Annotated in this window: 18 protein-coding genes and 1 other RNA gene; 12 read left to right on the plus strand and 7 right to left on the minus strand. The window is 43.5% G+C overall.

What is annotated here, in order from left to right:
• Positions 1-8: 8 nt before the first annotated feature.
• Together JRG66_RS13705 and JRG66_RS13710 are read left to right on the plus strand one after the other, a co-directional pair.
• The gene (locus tag JRG66_RS13705) at positions 9-221 is read left to right on the plus strand and encodes a hypothetical protein (RefSeq protein ID WP_265163327.1); all 213 of its coding nucleotides are present in this window, start codon (positions 9-11) and stop codon (positions 219-221) included.
• A gap of 8 nt (positions 222-229) precedes the next feature.
• The gene (locus JRG66_RS13710) at positions 230-778 is read left to right on the plus strand and encodes a DUF8465 domain-containing protein (protein ID WP_265165458.1); all 549 of its coding nucleotides are present in this window, start codon (positions 230-232) and stop codon (positions 776-778) included.
• On the opposite strand, the gene JRG66_RS13715 is transcribed toward JRG66_RS13710, so the two are convergent.
• Complete coding sequence (locus JRG66_RS13715) at positions 772-1,728, minus strand: hypothetical protein (protein ID WP_265163328.1); 957 nt, start codon at positions 1,726-1,728, stop codon at positions 772-774. The two genes, JRG66_RS13710 and JRG66_RS13715, sit on opposite strands and share 7 nt — an antisense overlap.
• Positions 1,729-1,818: 90 nt before the next feature.
• On the opposite strand from JRG66_RS13715, the gene JRG66_RS13720 reads away from it, so the two are divergent.
• Positions 1,819-2,967, plus strand: coding sequence for a cysteine desulfurase family protein (locus JRG66_RS13720; RefSeq protein WP_265163329.1), 1,149 nt, complete (start codon positions 1,819-1,821; stop codon positions 2,965-2,967).
• A 376-nt stretch (positions 2,968-3,343) separates the two neighbouring features.
• Here JRG66_RS13720 and JRG66_RS13725 read toward each other — a convergent pair whose 3' ends face one another.
• Complete coding sequence (locus JRG66_RS13725; RefSeq protein WP_265163330.1) at positions 3,344-5,035, minus strand: M23 family metallopeptidase; 1,692 nt, start codon at positions 5,033-5,035, stop codon at positions 3,344-3,346.
• 180 nt (positions 5,036-5,215) lie between these two features.
• Here JRG66_RS13725 and JRG66_RS13730 point away from each other — a divergent pair, with 180 nt between their 5' ends.
• The 5 genes from JRG66_RS13730 (at position 5,216) to JRG66_RS13750 (ending at position 8,138) form a co-directional block, all read left to right on the plus strand.
• The gene (locus tag JRG66_RS13730; RefSeq protein WP_265163331.1) at positions 5,216-5,506 is read left to right on the plus strand and encodes a hypothetical protein; all 291 of its coding nucleotides are present in this window, start codon (positions 5,216-5,218) and stop codon (positions 5,504-5,506) included.
• 12 nt (positions 5,507-5,518) lie between these two features.
• Positions 5,519-5,809, plus strand: coding sequence for a cell division protein ZapA (locus tag JRG66_RS13735; RefSeq protein WP_265163332.1), 291 nt, complete (start codon positions 5,519-5,521; stop codon positions 5,807-5,809).
• Positions 5,810-5,868: 59 nt separating this feature from the next.
• Positions 5,869-5,975: non-coding RNA, 6S RNA (gene ssrS / locus JRG66_RS13740), on the plus strand.
• A 51-nt stretch (positions 5,976-6,026) separates the two neighbouring features.
• Positions 6,027-7,598, plus strand: a complete 1,572-nt coding sequence (gene rny / locus JRG66_RS13745) for a ribonuclease Y (RefSeq protein ID WP_265163333.1) — start codon at positions 6,027-6,029, stop codon at positions 7,596-7,598.
• A 111-nt stretch (positions 7,599-7,709) separates the two neighbouring features.
• Positions 7,710-8,138: a hypothetical protein gene (locus JRG66_RS13750; protein ID WP_265163334.1), complete on the plus strand. Its 429-nt coding sequence runs from the start codon at positions 7,710-7,712 to the stop codon at positions 8,136-8,138.
• A 45-nt stretch (positions 8,139-8,183) separates the two neighbouring features.
• Here the strand turns inward: JRG66_RS13750 and pncA are convergent, their stop codons facing one another.
• From pncA to JRG66_RS13765, 3 genes are read right to left on the minus strand one after another with little or no spacing between them, the layout of a single operon-like run.
• On the minus strand, positions 8,184-8,789 hold the full coding sequence (pncA, locus tag JRG66_RS13755; RefSeq protein ID WP_265163335.1) for a bifunctional nicotinamidase/pyrazinamidase: 606 nt from the start codon (positions 8,787-8,789) through the stop codon (positions 8,184-8,186).
• Positions 8,786-10,198, minus strand: a complete 1,413-nt coding sequence (locus JRG66_RS13760) for a nicotinate phosphoribosyltransferase (RefSeq protein WP_265163336.1) — start codon at positions 10,196-10,198, stop codon at positions 8,786-8,788. The genes pncA and JRG66_RS13760 overlap by 4 nt, the downstream gene beginning before the upstream one ends.
• Positions 10,199-10,232: 34 nt before the next feature.
• On the minus strand, positions 10,233-11,129 hold the full coding sequence (locus JRG66_RS13765; protein WP_265163337.1) for a transporter: 897 nt from the start codon (positions 11,127-11,129) through the stop codon (positions 10,233-10,235).
• Positions 11,130-11,234: 105 nt separating this feature from the next.
• Between JRG66_RS13765 and JRG66_RS13770 the strand changes: the two genes are divergently transcribed.
• Genes JRG66_RS13770 through JRG66_RS13785 form a run of 4 tightly spaced genes read left to right on the plus strand, consistent with a single transcriptional unit; the run spans position 11,235 to position 16,726 of the window.
• Complete coding sequence (locus tag JRG66_RS13770) at positions 11,235-11,513, plus strand: DUF4834 family protein (RefSeq protein ID WP_265163338.1); 279 nt, start codon at positions 11,235-11,237, stop codon at positions 11,511-11,513.
• Between the two features lie 24 nt (positions 11,514-11,537).
• On the plus strand, positions 11,538-13,958 hold the full coding sequence (locus JRG66_RS13775; protein WP_265163339.1) for a YfhO family protein: 2,421 nt from the start codon (positions 11,538-11,540) through the stop codon (positions 13,956-13,958).
• A 21-nt stretch (positions 13,959-13,979) separates the two neighbouring features.
• Complete coding sequence (locus JRG66_RS13780; RefSeq protein ID WP_265163340.1) at positions 13,980-15,263, plus strand: glycosyltransferase family 4 protein; 1,284 nt, start codon at positions 13,980-13,982, stop codon at positions 15,261-15,263.
• Positions 15,263-16,726, plus strand: coding sequence for a lipopolysaccharide biosynthesis protein (locus tag JRG66_RS13785; protein ID WP_265163341.1), 1,464 nt, complete (start codon positions 15,263-15,265; stop codon positions 16,724-16,726). The genes JRG66_RS13780 and JRG66_RS13785 overlap by 1 nt, the downstream gene beginning before the upstream one ends.
• 95 nt (positions 16,727-16,821) lie before the next feature.
• Here JRG66_RS13785 and JRG66_RS13790 read toward each other — a convergent pair whose 3' ends face one another.
• Both JRG66_RS13790 and uvrA read right to left on the minus strand, forming a co-directional pair.
• The gene (locus tag JRG66_RS13790) at positions 16,822-17,871 is read right to left on the minus strand and encodes a hypothetical protein (RefSeq protein WP_265163342.1); all 1,050 of its coding nucleotides are present in this window, start codon (positions 17,869-17,871) and stop codon (positions 16,822-16,824) included.
• A gap of 251 nt (positions 17,872-18,122) precedes the next feature.
• The gene (uvrA, locus tag JRG66_RS13795; RefSeq protein WP_265163343.1) at positions 18,123-20,909 is read right to left on the minus strand and encodes an excinuclease ABC subunit UvrA; all 2,787 of its coding nucleotides are present in this window, start codon (positions 20,907-20,909) and stop codon (positions 18,123-18,125) included.
• Between the last annotated feature and the right edge of the window lie 114 nt (positions 20,910-21,023).

Below are 21,023 nucleotides of genomic sequence, written 5' to 3' on the forward strand. Positions count from 1 at the left end.
AAATAATTATGAACAAGCCTTCATCTCAGTTTATCAATTCTGCAGTCATAATAATTGGTGGCATGCTACTCATTTTTGAAATTTCGGGGGAAGAGAGAAATGTTTATGTAATGATCGTTGGTTTGGTGATGTTGATGTTTGGGCTTTACCGGGCGACCAATTTTTGGATTGAGACCAAAGATGACCATAAAAAAGATGAAGATACTGAAAATCAAAATTAGCTGTAGTGATGTTAAAAGCCGGGGATAAAGTAGCGGTTCTTGATGAAGATATGGAAGGAAAGGTGCTTTCAGTTTCAGGATCTGAGGTGCAGATAGAAACTTCGGAAGGTTTTTTAATGTCTTTCAGCGCACAGGACCTGGTTAAAATTGAAGCTGCATTGCCCGATATGCTTCCTCCTGAAGTTGAAAATTTTTCCGAAGTAATTAAAGAAAAGGAAGCCTCGAAAAAGAGGAAATCTGTAAGGCTGAAGCCAAAAGAACGCAATCAGCCACCCATGGAGGTTGATCTTCACATTGGCAAACTCGTTCCTAAGACCGGCGGACTCTCAAATTATGAAATCCTCAACATTCAAATGGATACTGCCCGGCGGCAACTTGAATTTGCGATAAGTAAACGCATCCAAAAAATTGTGTTTATTCATGGAGTAGGAGAGGGTGTGTTAAGGGCTGAGCTTGAAACGCTTTTTCACAGGTACGAGAACATCAAATTCTATGATGCCGATTACCAGAAATACGGCCTGGGCGCTACCGAAGTTTATATTTTTCAGAATTACTGACCTTCTCCTTCCTCTTCGCCGTTCTCATCATCTTCGCCGTTTGTAGGCTGAATTGTGATAGTTTTGGTAGGCGAGGTGATTACGCCCAATTCATAATTCTCAAGGCGAATTTGTTCGCCGTCTTCTCCCTGGTTAACCAGGGTGAGGTTGTTTACGGTAAAGAGGTATCTATAGCTTCTTGAAATAGTATTTTCATTGTAATCTTCAACTTCAAAAGAATCTATGATATCAGGGTTTAAATAGTAAGGCAAGCCATCTTCATCCTGGTCATCGGCGGGATTCAGGTTAAGGTTCCAGTCTTCATTCCTGGTGGGTACTCCGTCGTTATCATCATCGGCATCCAGATAGTCGGGTACTCCATCATTGTCGGAATCTGGATAGGAATTTACTGAATTTTCAGCTTCTACCTGTCTTTCTATTCGGGTAAGGATGTTATCCCCATCATCGTCAATATCGAGGTAATCGGGAATTCCGTCTCCGTCGGTGTCTAAATTGGAATCCATTCCTTCACTGGCCGAAGGTATTCCGTCACCGTCATGATCGGTGGCATTGGCAATTGTAGAAGTGATGATCACCTCTCCGCCCGTGGTACTTTTAAATTCCCGTACCACTTTTGGGGATACGGGCGGAATTTCGTTGCAGAAATAACTACCGCTTACTTCCCCGTCAAAAACGCGATATACAATTTCATTGGTGTTGCCGTTCAAAGTAATGCTAAGACGGCCTTCTTCCGGAAGGAAAACCTGCTCGGTTTCAGTATCGAGGTTAAAACGAAACGCAATTGCCTCGTTTACATCGGTATTGTTGATTTTATACAATACCTGTGACTGGTTATCTCCACACCAGCTAAGGTCGGGGTCTTCAAAATTAAAATCGGTCACAATGATATCCCCGTCGTTGCATGCGGTAAGCAAGGCGGCTGTGAAAATTAAACTTAAGACCTTTTTCATATAAAGACGGGTTTTGGGCAAAATTAAAAGTAATATATAATTTAACCGAGACAAGCTTAAATTATTTTAAATCTGTTATTTTTGTGGACCATGAAAAAAGTCTATTTTGATAATGCCGCAACTACGCAGATTCGCGAAGAAGTGGTAGAGCGAATGGCCCAGGTAATGCGCGATGTTTATGGAAATCCTTCCTCAACTCACACCTTTGGCCGCAGTGCAAAAACCCTTATAGAACAGGCTCGTAAAACAGTGGCGAAGATCCTCAACGTGGCGGCCTCGGAGATCATTTTTACCTCGGGCGGAACAGAAGCTGATAACCTTATTCTCAATTCGGCTGTTCGGGACCTGGGCGTGAAGCGCATTATTACTTCAAAGATCGAACACCACGCCGTGCTTCATACGCTTGATAAACTTCATGATGTTTTTGGGACTGAAATTATTTACGTAAATCTTGATGACTGCGGAAGAGTAGACCTGAAGCACCTGGAAGAAATCCTGAGATCTTCAGATGAAAAGACGCTGGTAAGCCTCATGCATGTGAACAATGAAGTAGGGAATTTGCTAGATATCGCCAAAGTTGGCGCGCTTTGTAATGCCCACAACGCATTGTTTCATTCCGATACCGTACAATCTATTGGGCATTATGAGCTAGATCTTTCTGAAGTTAAAGTAGATTTTACGGCTGTGAGCGCCCATAAATTCCACGGCCCAAAAGGGGTTGGGTTTGCTTATATCAGGAAGAACAGCGGTTTGCAGCCACTCATTTTTGGAGGCGAGCAGGAGCGGGGTTTCCGCGCCGGGACCGAAGCCGTACACAACATTGTGGGGCTCGAAGAAGCATTAAAGCTGGCTTATAAAAACCTGCAGGAAGAGCGTGAATACATTACCTCTCTAAAAAGGCATTTTACAGACCTTTTAAAAAAAGAGATTCCCGGGGTAAAATTCAATGGGGAGTGTGACGATCTTGACCATAGTACTTACACGCTTATCAACGTATGTTTGCCCATGTCTCAGGAAAAGGCATTAATGCTCTTGTTCCAGCTTGACCTTCACGGGATTGCCTGCTCTAAAGGCAGTGCCTGCCAAAGCGGAAGTGACCAGGGCAGCCACGTGCTAAACGCCTTTTTGCCTGCTGAAGACCTTAAAAAGCCCTCTTTGCGGTTCTCATTTTCCAGGTATAATACCATCGAAGAGGTAGAATACGTGGTAAATGTGCTGAAGGAATTCATGGAAAAATAGATAAAGCAGTTTTTAGTCTTGAGTTTTCGGGTTTTAAGAAACATTTGCCTATAGTCCTGAAATGATCAGCAAGTGCCTGAATTTTTCAGCTTTTTTCCTTCAGAAATGGCATTTGCAACTCATTTTTCAGCTGGAACAAACATTCCCTGGTTATTTCTGTAAATAGCATTTTATGCTGAAGATCCTGTTTAAGCCGGAGAAACTAATTTGCACCTGATTTTTCCATTCAGCTCTTGTATTGAAAAAGTTCTTTTTCAGAAATTAAAAGAGGATAAAAAATGACATTTTTGGAACCAACAGGTCTAACCGTTAGCTTTAAATTTCCGTGAAAGGCCGCCAATGCAGGAAAAGCCGGAAAAATACTTCAGCTGAAAAATTACTTTCTAAAGAACGTGCTTTCGAAAACGGTGGTATTTCCTACGTTATCAACCACTTCCAGTTTCAAATGATTTTCGGTATCAGTAACCACCCCGTCGGCAAAATCGTGAGTAAGTAAATTCCTTTTGTATTCATATTCCATCAGAATAAACTTTCCATTTACTGTTGCCCGGTAGCTTTTAATACCCGAAAGATCATCTGAGATCTTAATTTTCAGGTCTTTGTTGTTTGATATCCACTGTCCGTCCCTGAAGTTGACAGGTGTTACGGCAGGAGCTTTCACGTCCCTGCCCAGAGTATAGGTGCCAAAAGTGCGGGTTTTGGTGGTGAACCTGTCGCCGTCTTTCGTGGTGCCCGAATATTGAGGATTTCCCCATTTGTTGAGCCGGGCAATAAACATCTGTTCCCGGTCTTCGGGTTTGTATTTACTAACATCAAAGCCTATGCTGATGTTTGTATGAATGGGGATTACATCTTCGTGGAGCGTTACTTTTTCATCTTCAAAGCTAACATCAAGATACATATCATTATACAGGCTGTTCTCAGGAATGTAAACATCTATGCCCTTGGCTTCAAACTGGGCTCCTTCACTTGCAGCAACAAAGAAGTCGGTAATTTTGGAAGGGTCTTCTTTGATGTCGTTGCGATGTTTACCTTCAATGGGAATGTGAACTATTCGCTCATTTCCCGAGAAATCGCTTACTTTAATAGTGTAATTATACGACAGGCTGTCCTGCACATTGAGGTATCCTTCATTGTTAAGGTGACTGTAAAGGCTCAACGGATTTGAAGGTTCTACAAAAAGCTTCTGAATGCGGCTGTTGTTTGTTGCGTAATACCCGTAGTCGATCAACTGGTTGAGGTGGCGGGTTTCTGCAAACGAGAACCGTTCAAAGTTCAGCTGTAACAGCTTTTCACCGTTAGCGCTGCTCTCAATCTTATACACCCCGTTGTGGTTGGGGGCTGCATTGAGCTGATCTACAGCGGTTATCCCGAAACCTATTTGGCCGCAGGCATCAATTTTTTCAGCTCTAAAAGAACCGTCCTGCTGGGGGATAAGCCTGAGTTTTTGTCGGGCGGCAGAACCATTTACATGTGCGTCCTCTCCTGCCGGGTACACGTAAACCCCCGAAACAATTGGGGCGCGGGAGTCTTCGAGTTCAATCCCGAACATAAGCGGGTTCATTGGCCGCTGCTCGCCATCCCTTATTTCAAAATGCAGGTGGGGGCCGCCGCTGCCACCGGTGTTCCCGCTGTTGGCTACTAATTCCCCTCTTTCAATGGGTATTTCTGAAGAAGCAGGGTACACTTCCACTTCGTAGCTTTCATTTTTATACTGAAGCTGCTTGATATATGCCTCTATTTTGGGAGAAAAATTCTTCAGGTGTGCGTAAACCGTAGTATAGCCGTTGGGGTGCTGAATGTAAAGTGCTTTTCCGTAGCCGTAATGAGAGACATTAATCCGGCTTACATAACCTTCTGCAGAAGCATAAACAGGCAGCCCTTCCCTTTGCTGGGTCTTGATATCGAGGCCACTGTGAAAATGGTTGGACCTCAGTTCTCCAAACGTGCCGGCAAGGGCCAGAGGTACCTGAAGCGGATCGTCAAAATAATCTGTTGGCACGTTGGAAACCTGCGCCGATACTATAAAACCGGTTAAGAGTAGGAGAGGGGCAAATATGCTTTTCATGAAGGGAATTTTTACTTTTTAATAGCGGGTTAAAGATACCAAACCCGGGCATAAAATTAAACCCTTATTTTTGAGGAAGTTAAAATTATTTTAAAGTCCCGCTTAAAATAGACTTCAAAATATTGGGATATTTCGGCAGGTATATTAACTTTGTGAGGGTAAGCAGCAGGTTTAGCTTTAATGAGTGATTTAACAGAAATAGTTGATATTCTTGAAGGTAGGATTGAGAAATTGCTTCAGAATTATAAAAAACTGGAGCAGAAGCAACAAAGCCTTCAGGAGGAACTAATTTCTTTAAGATCTGAAAAGCAGAAGTTGCAGGAAAATCTGGAGTCTTCTGAAAACAGGGTAAAAACTCTTAAAGCTGCCAACGCCTTGCTGGGCAGTAATGATTATAAAAAAGAAACCAAGCTTAAAATAAATAGCTTGATCAGGGAAATAGATCAATGTATTGTTCACCTCTCTGAATAGAAGAATAAAAAAATGTCGAATCAGCTTAAAATAAAGATCTCTATTGCAGACAGGGTTTACCCCATGACCATTCTTCCAGAGCAGGAAGAGGGGCTTAGAAAAGCTGCAAAAAAAATAGAGTTCATGATTAAGCAATTTGAACAGAGTTATGCCGTTAGGGATAAGCAGGATGTTTTGGCGATGTGCGCTTTGCAGTTTGCTGCCCAAACCGAGCAAAAATCAATTGACCGCAGCAGTGAAGTACTTCTTGCTGAAGATAAATTGAAAGCGCTCAATGACCTGCTAGACAAACACTTGGTTTAACTGTTCTTTGAATTATAAAATAAAGGTTACTGCCTGTATTAGTTAATTTATTTTGATAAACTCAACACCAATTCTTTAAAAAGGGTGAGTTTAAGTTGTAAAAGCAAGCCGCCTTTGAGCGGATCCTTGATCAGCTTGTTAGCCCTAAACTTGATTTAAAGAGTTTATACAAATCAACGACTAATACAGGCTTTTTTTTTTACATAAAAACTAACTAATGGATACACTAACTATAGCGATCACTATTATTTCACTTGTCCTGGGGCTTGCAATTGGATTTGGCCTGGCAAAATTCCTGGAGAAGAAGAACGCTTCCAAGATCATTCAAAGAGCTAAAAAATCGGCAGCCGGGATTTTAAAAGAAGCCAAACAGGAAGCTGAAGGCATTAAAAAGGACAAGATCCTTCAGGCTAAAGAGAAATTTATTGAATTAAAGTCTGAACACGAAAAGGTTATCTTATCCCGTGATAAGAAAATTGCCGATGCCGAAAAGAGGGTAAGGGATAAAGAATCCCAGGTGTCCAGTGAACTCGCCAAAAACAAGAACCTGAACAGGGACCTCGAAGAAAAGATTGCCGATTACAACCACCGCAACGATGTTCTTGAGAAAAAGCAGGAAGAGATAGATAAGCTGCACGCAAGCAAGGTACAGCAACTTGAAGTAATTTCGGGGCTTTCTGCGGAAGATGCCCGGGCGCAACTCGTAGAATCTTTAAAAGATACTGCAAAAGCCGATGCCATGGCCCTTGTGCAGGATACCATTGAAGAAGCGAAGCTTACTGCACAGCAGGAGGCGAAAAAGATCATAGTAAATACCATTCAGCGTATTGGTACCGAAGAAGCCATAGACAACTGCGTCTCTGTTTTCAACCTGGAAAGCGATGATGTAAAAGGCCGGATTATTGGTAGGGAAGGGCGAAATATTCGTGCCATAGAAGCTGCCACAGGCGTTGAGATCATTGTAGATGATACTCCTGAAGCTATCATACTTTCATGTTTTGATTCGGTGAGAAGGGAAGTTGCCCGCCTCTCGCTTCACAAGCTGGTGACCGACGGAAGGATTCACCCGGCACGTATTGAAGAAGTGGTGAAAAAGACCACCAAACAAATAGAAGAAGAGATCATAGAAGTAGGAAAAAGAACCGTGATCGACCTTGGAATCCACGGCCTGCACCCCGAATTGATCAGGATCGTAGGACGTATGAAGTACCGTTCTTCTTACGGTCAAAACCTGTTGCAACACTCAAGAGAGGTTGCGAAGTTATGTGGTGTCATGGCTGCAGAACTGGGCTTAAATGCAAAACTGGCCAAACGCGCAGGATTACTTCACGATATTGGTAAAGTACCCGATGCAGAGACCGAAGTACCGCACGCGATCCTTGGTATGCAATGGGCCGAGAAATACGGTGAAAAGCCCGAAGTGTGTAACGCCATTGGTGCCCACCATGACGAAATTGAAATGACTTCACTGCTATCTCCAATTGTGCAGGTTTGTGATGCCATTAGCGGTGCGAGACCGGGCGCAAGAAGACAGGTGCTCGACTCTTATATTCAGAGGTTAAAAGATCTTGAAGATATCGCCTTTGGTTTTGGCGGCGTGAAAAAAGCCTATGCCATTCAGGCCGGTAGGGAGTTGAGGGTGATTGTGGAAAGCGAAAAGGTGAGCGATGAAAAAGCAGCTAACCTCTCGTTCGAGATCTCCCAAAAGATCCAGACAGACATGACTTATCCTGGGCAGGTGAAGATTACCGTAATTCGTGAGACCCGTGCGGTGAACATCGCAAAGTAGAATAAACAAGAATCCTATTTCAGAAACTCCCGGCTCCAAAAAAGAGTCGGGAGTTTTTTATTGAGTATAATTATCTTTTTGTACCTTAAAACTACCAACTTAAGACCTGTGATGAAAAAGAAAAATATTCTGAAATTCCTTTTTCTGGTTATTCTGCTATATCCTCTCTTTAGCCTATTTAGTGCAGTTGGAGATATAGGGGAGGTTGGGCTGCAGGAAGCCCGCAAAGCTATTTCGCATTACCAGGTAAGCATCTGGGTGAGCTGGCTGGTATTGGTGTCGGCTTCTGTTTACTTTAAGTGGACAAAACAGAAAAACTTCTTTTTCTGTTTTACCTATGCTTTTTTAGTGGTGGCTTTTGGCTTTTTGGGCTACCTGGCGCAGGAGCTGGTGGCCCGGTATGAGCTACCGAATAAATTCGGGGATGCTTACTCATTTGGGGTGCTGCATGCGTTGCAGCATATTATCAGCTCATTGGTACTCACCGGTTTCCTGCAGGCTGCCGTATGGTGGTTCACCCGAAAGTGGCACCGTCGTTAGTTATGAGTTAAGAGTTATGAATTATGGGTGCCAAAAATGTTATTTTCAGAGTGCTTTTGAGTGAATAACTCTTCCGCCTTTCCCAATAATATCTTCTCTAATCTTATCAAATGTTTCCGGGAGCAGGGGTACGGCAGCGTCTTCAATAAGCGTGGCGTTAAAACCTTCTTTCAGGGCATCCAGCAGGGAAAAATATACACAAATATCCGCAGCAAGTCCGCAGAAGTAGAGGTCAACAGCACCTCTTTCCTTTAAATATCCGCCAAGGCCGGTGATCTTCTTATGTCCGTTATCAAAAAAGCCACTATAGCTGTCTATTTCAGGGTCCATTCCTTTTCTGAAAATGGCTTCTATAGGCTTTATTTCGAGATTGGGGTGAAAATCGGCTCCTTTGGTGCCCTGCACGCAATGTACAGGCCACAGTTTTTGTTCCAGGCCGTTGAGGTCAATTTGTTCAAATTCCTTTTTACCGGGATGATTCACTGCAAAGCTCTTATGCTCTTTTGGATGCCAGTCTTGCGTGGCCACCACGAGTTCAAACTGAGGTAAGATCTGGTTGATCACCGGTACTATGCTGTCACCGTTTTTTACCTCGAGTGCCCCGCCCGGCATAAAATCTACCTGTGCATCTACAATAACAAGTGTTTTCATGACCTTTTATTTTTGTGTTCTTCAATCAGTGAGTTTCTTTCATCCCTGAGTTTTCCGCTTATCCCAACTTTGTAGATATGCGGATTAAAGAACCTCTTGTATTCCGTAGGAAGTTGATCCAGGCGCTTTTTGCTGAATTCTTTAATTTCTTTGATGCTGGTTTTTTTGTGAACCCTCTTTTGATCTTCCATCACCAGGCTCAAAAGTTCTTCCTTTTCAACCTCCCCAACGAACCTGAATTTTAGCGGGTCGTAAGGGTGATACATCATTTCAGGATTTTTTTCACCTTCCACACACACTACATCCGAACCAAGAAAAGTACCCGAATCATCAAGCAATCTGTATACCTGCTTGCGATGTGGAAGGGTGACCTTGGCAATAGTTTCTGAAAGTTTGATCCTGGGCCTGTTCTTAAAATAAGAAAGTTTGTAGACCCCGTCGAGAGCGGCATTGGGTTTTCCGGTAACCAGGCTTGTTCCCACTCCAAAGATATCTATGGGCGCTTCCTGATCCAGCAAACTCTTGATTAGGTGTTCATCCAGCTGATTGGAAACCGAGATCTTCACATAATCCAGCCCGGCTTTGTCTAGCATTTCCCTCGATTTTCTTGAAAGATATGCAAGGTCGCCGCTATCAAGCCTTATTCCTTTGAGCTTATGGCCGCGGCTTTCCATTTCTTTTCCTACCTTAATTGCGTTGGGAAGCCCGCTTTTTAAGGTGTCGTAAGTATCTACCAGTAAAATGGCATTTTTGGGATGAATTTCAGCAAAATCCCTGAAGGCATCGAGCTCGTTCTCATAACTCTGAATGAAGGAATGCGCCATTGTTCCTGATACAGGAATGTGAAAATCCCTTCCTGCGCGGGTGTTGCTCGTAGCTTCAAAACCGCCAATAACAGCTGCCCGGCTGGCGTGATAGCCCCCAAAACCCTGGGCCCTTCTCAACCCAAAATCTATGAGCATCCTGCCTTTTGCCTGGATGGCCATTCTTGCTGCCTTTGTGGCTATAAGCGTCTGGAAATTCAGCACATTTAACAAGAGGGTTTCTATGATCTGGGCTTCAATGATATTGGCTTCTACCCGCAATACCGGCGCCCCGGGAAATACCACATCTCCTTCTTTCATGCTGAAGATTTTTCCGCGGAAGCGAAAACTTCTCAGGTAATCGAGGTATTCTTTTGAGAAATTCTGGGTGCTTAGAAATTCCAGGTCTTTATCTGAAAATTTTAAGTCCTGAAGGTAATCGAGTAAAGTTTCGAGTCCAGCAAAGATGGCAAACCCGCCTTCAAAAGGTAATTTCCTGAAAAAGTAATCGAATATGGCGGTCTTTTCGGCTTCGCCTTTACTAAAATAGACCTGCCCCATGGTGAGCTGATACTGATCTGTATAAGTACCGCTTATATCTATCATGCCAAGATGCTTTAAATTTATGTTGATTTATGCGTTATAGCTCGTCTTGAGCTTCCAGGTATTGATCCTGCTTGTGCCAGTCAAACCTGTAAGAGACACCGGCAGCAACCTGCCACCTGGAAGGAGTGTCTTTAAAATTGATAAGCCCCGAAATATCGGCCTGGAAGTTTTTATGAAAAAGATAGGCAAACCCGCCACGGGCAATCTCGTCGCTGTAAATGTCGCTTATCAAGGTCTGGAATTCTCCAAACATCGCGAATTTTGGGGAAAACGAGTGGGTGAGGGTGACAATACCCGAATAAGTAGGCGATTCATCGCCAATCCTGTCGGCAATTGCATTTAAAACCAGAACCCAGGGGCCCCAGTTGTTTTGTGAGATCACGGCAGCGCGGGGTGAGAATTTTGACTGGCCTTCATAGAGGTACGGGTTATCCCCAAAAGAAAAATTGGCCCCGGCGTAAATTGAAACTGCGGGAATTAAAAGGCTCCAGTCAAAACGCTGGTTGGCTTTCCAGCTGTAAAGGTTTGGCTTCTTCTCTTTTGCGTCTTTATTTGGGTCGTAAATAAGGTACTTTACACCTATGGCGTTAGAATCAAAGTTGGCTATTTCGCTGGTTTCGGTACTGGCTCCCACAACATAGTTTGTGGTCTGGTTGAGGTAAGAGCCCATCAGGTTGATCTCCAGTTCCTCAAAGAGAAACCCGAACCTTACTGCATAGTCTATTCCCCAAAGATCTGTATCGGTTTGGAGGAGCTCATGGTTGTCATTCCCCATTTTGGCCCCGGCTTCCACTTGTAGTACCATTGGCCCTACTGCAAACGCACCCTGGGAATTTCCCGGCCGGTTTGAATTAATGGTTTCAGTATATTGAGCACTGGCATTAAAACTTCCGAAGAAACAAAAGAGAAAAAAAGTCAGGTAGATCCTCATATTGGGGCTGATTGGTGATGATCAAATATAGAGATTTTCTCATTTTTTTCGGCTGCACCAATGGTTTTCTTTGCCTAGAATAGTAATTTTACCAAAACTTTTAGAATGCATGAAGCTTCATTGACCCAGGTATTGAGGGTGGTGTTAATCGTCCTCCTCGTGTACTTTGGTTTAAAACTATTAATACGCTGGTTTGGCCCACTATTACTGCGTTGGGTCTTAAAGAAGATTGGAAAGAAGTTCGAGCAGCGTTTTAGCCAGTTCGATATGGGCAGGGAACCACAACAGAAACAGGGCGAGGTGAGCATTGACAAAAAGCCGAAAACTACCCGAAAGTCAAAGAATGACGTGGGCGAGTATATCGATTATGAAGAAATTGACTAATTTCCGCTCCAAAACTCTCTTCGTATGAATTTTTCCCTAAAGAAAGTATTGCCTCACATTTTTGTTTTCCTGGGGTTTATAGTAATTTCTATTGCCTACTTCTATCCTGTACTTCAGGGAAAGGAAATCTACCAGAGTGATATTGCGCAGTACATTGGGATGGCGCGGCAACAAAACGAATTTAGGGCCGAGACAGGCGAAGAACCTTACTGGACCGATGCTGCCTTTGGCGGAATGCCCACATACCAGCTGGGCGCAAATTACCCGCATAACTATATAAAGGAACTGGACAGAACCTTGAGATTCCTGCCCCGCCCGGCCGATTATCTGTTTCTGTACTTTCTGGGGATCTACATTCTCCTGCTGGTCCTGAAAATTGATTACAGACTGGCATTTTTGGGAGCACTGGCTTTCGGGTTTTCCACCTATCTTATCATTATCCTGGGAGTGGGGCACAATGCCAAAGCTCATGCCATTGCCTACATGCCGTGGGTGATTGGTGGCATCCTGCTCTGCTTCAGGCAAAAATATATCCTCGGGTTTCTATTGCTTGCCTTCGGAATGGCCCTTGAAATAAGCGCGAATCACTTTCAAATGACTTTTTACCTGCTCCTGCTGGTGATTGTTATAGGAATTGTATATCTGGCTGAAGCCTTCAGGAAAAAGAAACTACCTCAATTCTTCAAGGCATTGGGGGTTATGGTAGCTGCAGTGGTCTTGGCTATTGGTACCAACGCCACCAACCTTATGGCGACCCGGGAATATGCCGATTTTAGTACCCGCGGAGATACAGGCCTTACCATTAGCCCCGAAGGTACTCCTGAAAAATCCAGCGGACTAGATTATAATTACATCACCGAATACAGCTACGGGGTTCTGGAAAGTTTCAACCTTTTCATACCGCGTTTTATGGGAGGTTCGAGCGCAGAGAACCTGGGCACAGATTCTGCTGTTTATTCGCAGCTGCTGCAGCTGGGCGCTAACCCGGTGCAGGCGGCACAATTTGCCGAAGCAGCCCCCACGTACTGGGGAGATCAGCCTTTTGTGGGTGCCCCGGCCTATATTGGCGCCACCGTGCTTTTCCTGTTTGTGTTTGCCCTTTTCCTGGTGCGGGGCAAGCTTAAATGGTGGGTGGTTGGCGGCTCTTTGCTGGCACTCATTCTTTCTTTTGGAAAAAATTACCCTTTTGAATTCATCACGCGCTTTTTTATTGAATATGTGCCGCTTTACAACAAGTTCAGGGCGGTGTCTTCAATTCAGGTGATTTTAGAATTGTGTATTCCGGTGCTCGCAATTGCCGGTCTTTCCCGATTGTTCTTTAGAGAAGAATCTTCAGAAAGAAAAATTTATTCGTTGAAATGGGCCACAATAATTACCGGCGGTATTGCTTTGTTGTTCCTGCTGTTAAGAAGCGCTTTCAGTTTTACCGGGGCGAGCGATGGTGTGTTGATCCAGCAACTGGGGCCAGAGTTTGTGCGGGCTTTAAAAGAAGACAGGAAAGCTGTCTTTACGGCCGATGCCCTTAGATCGTTGATATATGTACTGCTCACCGCTGCTGTTCTTTGGTTTTTCCTGAAACAAAAACTCAACCGGAATATGGCATTTTTGGGACTTGGGCTGCTCATACTTTTTGACCTGGTAGGTGTTGGGAAAAGATATGTGGATAGCGAAGATTTTGTGAGATCCAGCGTGGTGAACAGGCCATTCCAGGCAACTGAAGCCGATAGGGAGATTATGAGGGACGAGGGCCATTACAGGGTTTTTGACCTTTCCGGAAGTCCTTTTAATACTGCGCGTACTTCGTTTTTCCATAATTCTATAGGAGGTTACCATGCCGCGAAGCCGGGCAGGATGCAGGAGCTTTACGATTTTTATTTGTCGCAGAACAACCTGCAGGTGCTCAATATGCTCAATACCAAATATTTCATTATTCCTACGGAAGAAGGGGCGGTTGCACAGCAAAACCCTGAGACCAATGGCAATGCCTGGTTTATTCAGGAAGTGGAAATGGTTGAAAATGCCAATGAGGCCATTAAAGCGCTTGATGGGATCAACACCAAACGCGTGGCGGTTGTAGACAATGATTTTGCTGAATTCCTTCCAAAAAAGCAATTTGAAACCGATAGTTTGGCGGGTATCGAACTGGTTTCTTATCAGCCTAATGAATTGATATACAATTCTTCCGCAGAAAAAGACCGTATGGCAGTATTTTCTGAAATTTACTATCCGCACGGCTGGCAGGCTTATATTGACGGTGAGAAAGTTCCGCATTTTAGGGCAAATTACGTGCTGCGGGCAATAATGGTACCGGCAGGAGAACACGAGATCAGCTTCAGGTTTGAACCGCAGGTAGTGAAAACAGGAAGTTCAATTGCTCTTGCCAGCTCAGTTCTTTTGGCGATTTTATTGCTTGGGGGCCTTTACTGGAAGCTGAGACGAAAATAATTTGACATTTTAAGCAGGGCTATGAAAAAAGTACTTATAGTTACTTATTACTGGCCCCCGGCCGGTGGCCCCGGGGTGCAGCGGTGGCTTAAATTTGCAAAATACCTTCCTGAAAATGGCATAGAGCCTATAATTTATACTCCCGAGAATCCGCATTATCCTCTAAAAGACCCTTCACTTGAAGCCGAAGTTCCTTCAGAATTAAAGGTGCTTAAAAATGCCATTTTTGAGCCCTATGCTGTCGCCGGAATGCTGTCAAAAAAGGATACGGAAAGGATTAGCTCCGGAATTATTCCGAAGGAACAGAAGCAGGGTTTTTTGCAGAAGTTCATGCTGTTTGTTCGCGGAAACTTTTTTATTCCCGATGCCCGGAAATTCTGGATAAAACCTTCGGTAAAATTTCTTTCAGAATACCTGAAGGAGCATCAGGTTGACACGATTATTACTACCGGGCCGCCGCACAGCATGCACCTTATTGGCCTGGAGCTTAAAAAAGCGCTGGGCGTAAACTGGCTGGCCGATTTTAGGGATCCGTGGACGCAGATAGGCTACCACTATAAACTGAAGTTGCTTCCTGCTTCGCGAAAAAAACATGAAAAGCTTGAAAAAGAGGTGCTGCAGGCGGCAAATAAAATTATTACCACCAGTTTTACCACGCAAAAGGAATTTCTTTCAAAAACCAACCGGCCTGTAGAGGTGATCACCAATGGATATGATGTTGAGCAAGTTGAGAAGCTTCCGCTGGATGGGAAATTTAGTATTTCCCACATAGGTTCGTTGCTTTCAGGGAGAAACCCGGAGAACCTGTGGCAGGCGTTTTACGAATTGATTTTAGAAAATGAGGATTTTGCAAGAGATTTTCAGCTAAAACTGGTTGGAGCTGTGGGAGAGCCGGTTTTGGAGAGTATTCAAAAATGGCATTTAAAAGACCGGCTTGTTTTGAAAGATTATGTGTCTCATTCAGAAGCTTTGCAGTTGCAAAGAAGTTCGCAGCTGCTCCTGCTCATAGAGATTGACACTGAGGAGACCAGGGGGATAATTCCGGGGAAATTATTTGAATACCTGGTGAGTGAACGGCCTATTCTTGCGGTGGGGCCGGTAGATGCCGATGTACAAAAGATCATTAAAGAAACCAATACCGGATCGTATTTTCTATACCCTCAAAAAAGGGAAATTAAGGCCTATATTCTGGAGCAATATGAACTCTTCAAAAAAGGCGAATTAAAGGCCTATCCCGTAGGACTGCAGCAGTACAGCAGGCGCGCACTTACAAGGAGACTGGCAAACCAAATAAAGCAGCTTTAATGGGAATTATTTTAAGCCAGTCGGCCAAAAACCTTGCTACCACTTACGTGGGTTTTGGAATAGGCGCTGTTAACACCTTGTTTCTTTATACGAATTTTCTTACTCCCGAATATTACGGACTTGTAGGGTTCCTTTTGTCGGCTGCAAATCTTATCTGGCCGTTAATGGCATTTGGGATGCACAATACCCTGGTGAAATTTTACACTTTTTACAATTCCAAAGAAGAAAAAGACAGGCTGCTTAGCGTGATCCTGTGGCTGCCGCTGGGGATTTCCCTTATTTTAGGGGTGACTGGCTACTTCTCCTATGACCTGCTCCTCAACTACTTTTCAGACGGGGAAGGGCTTGTAAAGCCTTATATCTGGCTCATTTTTGTCATTGGCCTGGCAACTTCATATTTCGAGATTTTTTTCGCCTGGGCAAAAGTGGCCTATAAAAGTGTTTTCGGAAATTTTATGAAGGAAGTTTTTCACAGGGGCTGTATCTCTCTGCTTCTTTTAGCCGTTTACTTCGGATATCTTTCGGTGGAAGATTTTGTTTATGCCGTAGGTGTGGTTTTCATTTTAAGGCTGGTCCTTATGATGTTCTATGCATTTAGCCTGTATTTTCCGAAGCTCAGTTTTTCATTTCCGAAGAATAGATCTTTTATCCTGAAATATTCCGCTTTAATCCTTATTGCAGGTTCGGTAGCCATGGTTTTACTCGACCTGGATAAAGTGATGATTGAAAGGTTCCTGCCCATAGAAATGGTGGCGGTATATGGAATTGCGGTTTATATTTCTTCGGTTATCGCTGTGCCTTCACGGGCCATGCACCAAATTACCTACCCAATGACGGCCACGCTGCTCAACAAAAAGGATAAAAAAGGACTTTTGGAACTCTACGAAAAAAGTTCCCTGAACCTGTTGATTATAAGCGGCCTCATCTTTTTGCTTATTATTACGAACATTTCTCAGCTTTATGCGCTCATTCCCGATGAATACCAGATTAGCTACGCGATTGTGATCTTGATTAGCACGGTAAAACTTTACGACAACCTGCTGGGAAACAACAACAGTATTCTTTTTAATTCCGACTATTACCGGCTGGTACTGGCAATAGGCATTTTTCTTGCCGTGTTGGCCTTTGTACTGAATATTGTTTTAATTCCGGGACTCGGACTTCTAGGAGCGGCACTGGCTACTTTTTTAGCTTTTGCCTGTTACAACAGCGTAAAGCTGATCATTGTGTTCAGAAAGTTTAAAATTCACCCGTTCTCAAGAGATACGGGCTATGGCTTACTGCTTATATTAGGGTTTAGCTTAGGGTTCTATTTCTGGGAATTTCCATGGCACCCGATGGTCAACATCGTTTTAAAGTCGGGCATCATTGCTTTACTTTATGTGCTGGTGATCTATTCATTAAAACTCTCTCCTGAAATTAACAGGATCATTGAAAGGACATTGAAACTGAAGCAGAAATAGTTTGTACAGCAGAAGTCTGGTAAGATTTTAAAAAAAATCTCCGGAGCCAAAAAAGCAACCGGAGATTCACCAACTAACCAACCAAATTAAATTTTCTAATTTCTTCCGCGAGAACTTCTGGATTCCGGGCTGCGGGCGGGAGCTTGAACTTCTGCCGAAGGATTAACGGTCGCAGACCTTCTGGTTCTGTTCTGGGTTTGTACACTTCTTTGCGGTGCAGCGTTCACGGAAGCATTGCTTCTGGTTCGCTCTGCACTTCGAACAGCACGATTTTCTGTGCGGCTTTTTCGCATTTCGGGTTGTTGAACTGCAGGAGCTTTGACTCTTGAAGTTCTTGTGCTTTCTGCAGCTCTTTCCCTTTCTACTGAAGTCCGCTGTGTTTCCCTGTAATCATTTTTTGCCTGAGGCACAGCGACAGTTGCTTTTGCAGAATTTGCATTTTGCATCCTGGTTTGCTTTTGCTCTTCTGTTCTTCTTCCGCGGTGATAGGAGGTAACCCTGTCTCCGGGTTTGTAATAGCTCTTCTGAAAAGAACCCTTATTGAAATGATTCTTGTGGTAATACTTTTTATAGGCATTGTACTTCATCCTGTATGGTTCATAATGCAGGCGGTACGGCTGATTGTAAACTACAGTGAAGTTGGCATGGGGCCTCATATAATAGTCGTGCCATGGTCTATACACGTAACGAATATTAGTGTTGTTTATAAATCCGGAAGTATGGCTATACCTGTGGTAAGGGTCGTAATGTACCAGCAGGTTTCCCACCCTGTTCACCATTCCAAAAGCATTATATCGTATTTGAACCCTGCCGGCCTGCACTATCCTTCCGTAGTAATCATAATAAACCGGCACATTCTCAATTTGTATCACCGCCCCGTAATCATCATACTGAACAAAGGGCCCATAATTATAACCGGCGTTATAGCTGTAATTAACATGAGGAGAAACCCTGTTGAAGTTTCCCTGCGGATTAAAAAAGAAATCGAATTGTCCGTCGGGGAAAATGGCAAATTCAACTCCTCTTTCTATAAAGATGAACGCATCCTGATATGCGCTATGTCCAAAATTTGTTTGCGCTGCAGGAGAAGCTTGTGAAGAAACCCCAACGAGCAGCATGGTCAATAAGAGGTAAATTTTTTTCATGGTAAAATATTTTGAGGTTAAACCTGCGCACTTGAAATAGAAGTACGTTAGTTTGTATTCAAACTGCGTGCCATAAATTAGAAAACCCCGTGAACATTAAGCTCAACGGGGTTTCCAAACTAACCAACCAAAAATTATTAATTACAAATTAATTATGTAAACATTACTCTTGCAATCAATAATTCTGATTCAAAGGCTGTGCCAAGATTCTAAATTAGATTCTTATTAGTGTTAAAATATAATTCTATGGATTACAGTTTTTCAGCAAGAAAAGGAGCTGTATATGATTTTTTATTTTTAGCAACTTCTTCGGGAGTACCTGCTGCAATGAGCTTGCCTCCTGCCTCGCCACCTTCAAGTCCCAGGTCAATAACATGATCGGCACATTTTACGAGATCCATATTATGTTCTATTACAATGACAGAATGTCCTTTTGTCAGCAGGGCGTTAAAAGATTTCAATAATTTCTGAATATCGTGAAAATGCAAACCAGTAGTAGGTTCATCAAAAATGAACAAAGCTTTTTCTTTGGAAGTACCTTTTACCAGGAAGGAGGCCAATTTTATCCGCTGGGCTTCCCCGCCTGAAAGGGTAGAAGAGCTTTGCCCCAGTTGCACGTACCCAAGACCCACATCCTGCAGGGGTTTTAGCTTTGCAGTAATTTTGTCTTCTCCGTTTTCGGAGAAAAAAGCAACGGCATCATCAATGGTCATACTCAGCACGTCATCGATATTTTTTCCTGCAAAACTTACTTCTAAAACTTCTTTTTTAAACCGCTTGCCATTACAGGTTTCACAAACCAGGTGTACATCGGCCATGAACTGCATTTCTATGGTTACTTCGCCTTCACCCTTACAGGTTTCACATCGCCCACCATCAACATTGAAAGAGAAGTGCTTGGGTTTATAAGCACGAATATCACTTAGTTTTTGGTTGGCAAATAAGTTCCTTATATCGTCATAGGCTTTGATATAGGTCACCGGATTAGAGCGCGAGGAACGTCCAATAGGATTTTGATCTACAAATTCTACCGTAGTTACATTCGCAAATTTTCCTTCTATCCCGGTAAACTGCCCGGCTTTTTCTCCATATCCGCCAATTTCCTTGCACATGGCAGGGTAAAGTATCTTTTTGATCAGTGTACTTTTTCCACTCCCTGAAACTCCCGTAACCGCCGTAAACACACCCAGCGGGAACCGAACATCAATATTTTTAAGGTTATTCTCCCGGGCACCAATGATGTCTATATAATGCTTATAATCGCGTCTTTTGGTGGGGACTTTAATTTCGAGGGCGTTGTTGAGGTATTTTGCGGTAAGAGAGTCTGATTTCAGGATCTCTCCATACGTACCGGCAGCGACCACCTCTCCGCCGTTGGTTCCGGCTTCAGGACCAATATCTATGATCTCATCGGCAGCTTTCATGATATCTTGATCATGTTCTACCACAATTACCGTGTTTCCGAGATCGCGCAGAGATTTCAGGACTTCTATGAGTTTCAGGGTATCTCGGGGATGTAAGCCTATAGAGGGTTCATCTAGAATATACATAGACCCAACGAGGCTGCTTCCCAGGGAGGTGGCCAGGTTAATCCGTTGAGACTCTCCTCCCGAAAGTGTGTTTGATTTTCGATTTAAAGTGAGATAGGTGAGCCCCACTTTTGAAAGAAATCCGAGCCTGTTCTTAATTTCCGTAAGCAGTCGTTTTGCAATAGTAGCGTCTGACTCGCTTAACTCCAGTTGGTCAAAGAAATCGGCTACCTTATTTATGGGCATTTCCACCAGTTGGGTTATGGTGGCGCCCCCAACTTTTACATAATTGGCCTCTGGCCTGAGTCTCTTGCCTTTGCAGACAGAGCATTTGGTTTTTCCGCGATAGCGGGAAAGCATCACACGATTTTGGATTTTATAAGCTTTAGATTCAAGGAAGGCAAAAAATTGATTTAAGCCTTCAAAATACTGGTTCCCATTCCAGATAAGATCTTTTTGCTCCTGGGTGAGTTCAAAATAAGGTTTGTGGATAGGGAAATTGAATTTGTGGCTGTTGTTTACCAATTGATCTCGGTACCAGCTCATGCTGTCACCACGCCACGGAAAAATGGCATTTTCATAGATTGATAATCCGGTATTGGGAATGACAAGATCTTCGTCAATACCAATAACATCCCCGTATCCTTCGCATTTTGGGCAGGCTCCGTAAGGGTTGTTAAAGCTGAAAAGATGCACATTCGGCTCTAAAAAGCTCATCCCGTCGAGTTCAAACTTATTGCTGAACTGTCTTATCTTCTTATCTGAAAGATTTTCAATAAATAGCTCTCCTTTCCCTTCAAAAAAGGCAGTTTGAGCTGCATCTGCCAGCCTGTTCAGGAAGTCTTCATCATCTTTGACCACAATCCTGTCCACCACAAGAAAGAGGTCTTTTTCTGCTATTTTTGACAGCTCGGCTTCATCGATGCGCAATACTTCATCTTTGTATTTTATACGGCTGTAGCCCTGCTGCAGGAGCACCTTCAGTTTTTCTTCTGGGGTGCGGCTTTGTTCTACATGAACGGGGGCCAAAAGCAGCATTTTTGAGCCTTCAGGGAAAGATCTCACATAGTTCACAACATCTGTTACCGTATCTTTTTTCACTTCCTCTCCCGACACAGGGGAGTAGGTTCTTCCAATTCGGGCAAAGAGAAGTTTCAGGTAATCGTATATTTCCGTAGAAGTTCCCACGGTTGAACGCGGATTAGTGGAATTCACCTTTTGCTCAATTGCAATAGCCGGGGCAATCCCTTTTATGGAATCTACCTGGGGTTTGTTCAGCCTCCCCAAAAACTGGCGGGCGTAAGACGACAAGCTCTCCACGTACCGGCGCTGACCTTCGGCGTATAAAGTGTCAAAAGCCAGAGAGGATTTCCCAGAACCCGAAAGCCCGGTGAGAACCACCAGCTTATTCCGCGGAATTACTACATTGATATTCTTGAGGTTGTGAAGGCGTGCACCTTTTATAATGATATTCTCTTTTGGATTTACTCCTGAGATGTCTACTTGCATATTTAAATTCATGTTGTGAGCGCAAAGGTACTTAAACTTCAAATTTTTGAGTTGTGACTTAGAGATAATAACTGTTTCTGTGCTAACTTGTTAAAAACGTTAACCTTTTATTTG

Origin of the sequence: Salinimicrobium tongyeongense (assembly GCF_026109735.1) — a bacterium.
GTDB lineage: Bacteria > Bacteroidota > Bacteroidia > Flavobacteriales > Flavobacteriaceae > Salinimicrobium > Salinimicrobium tongyeongense.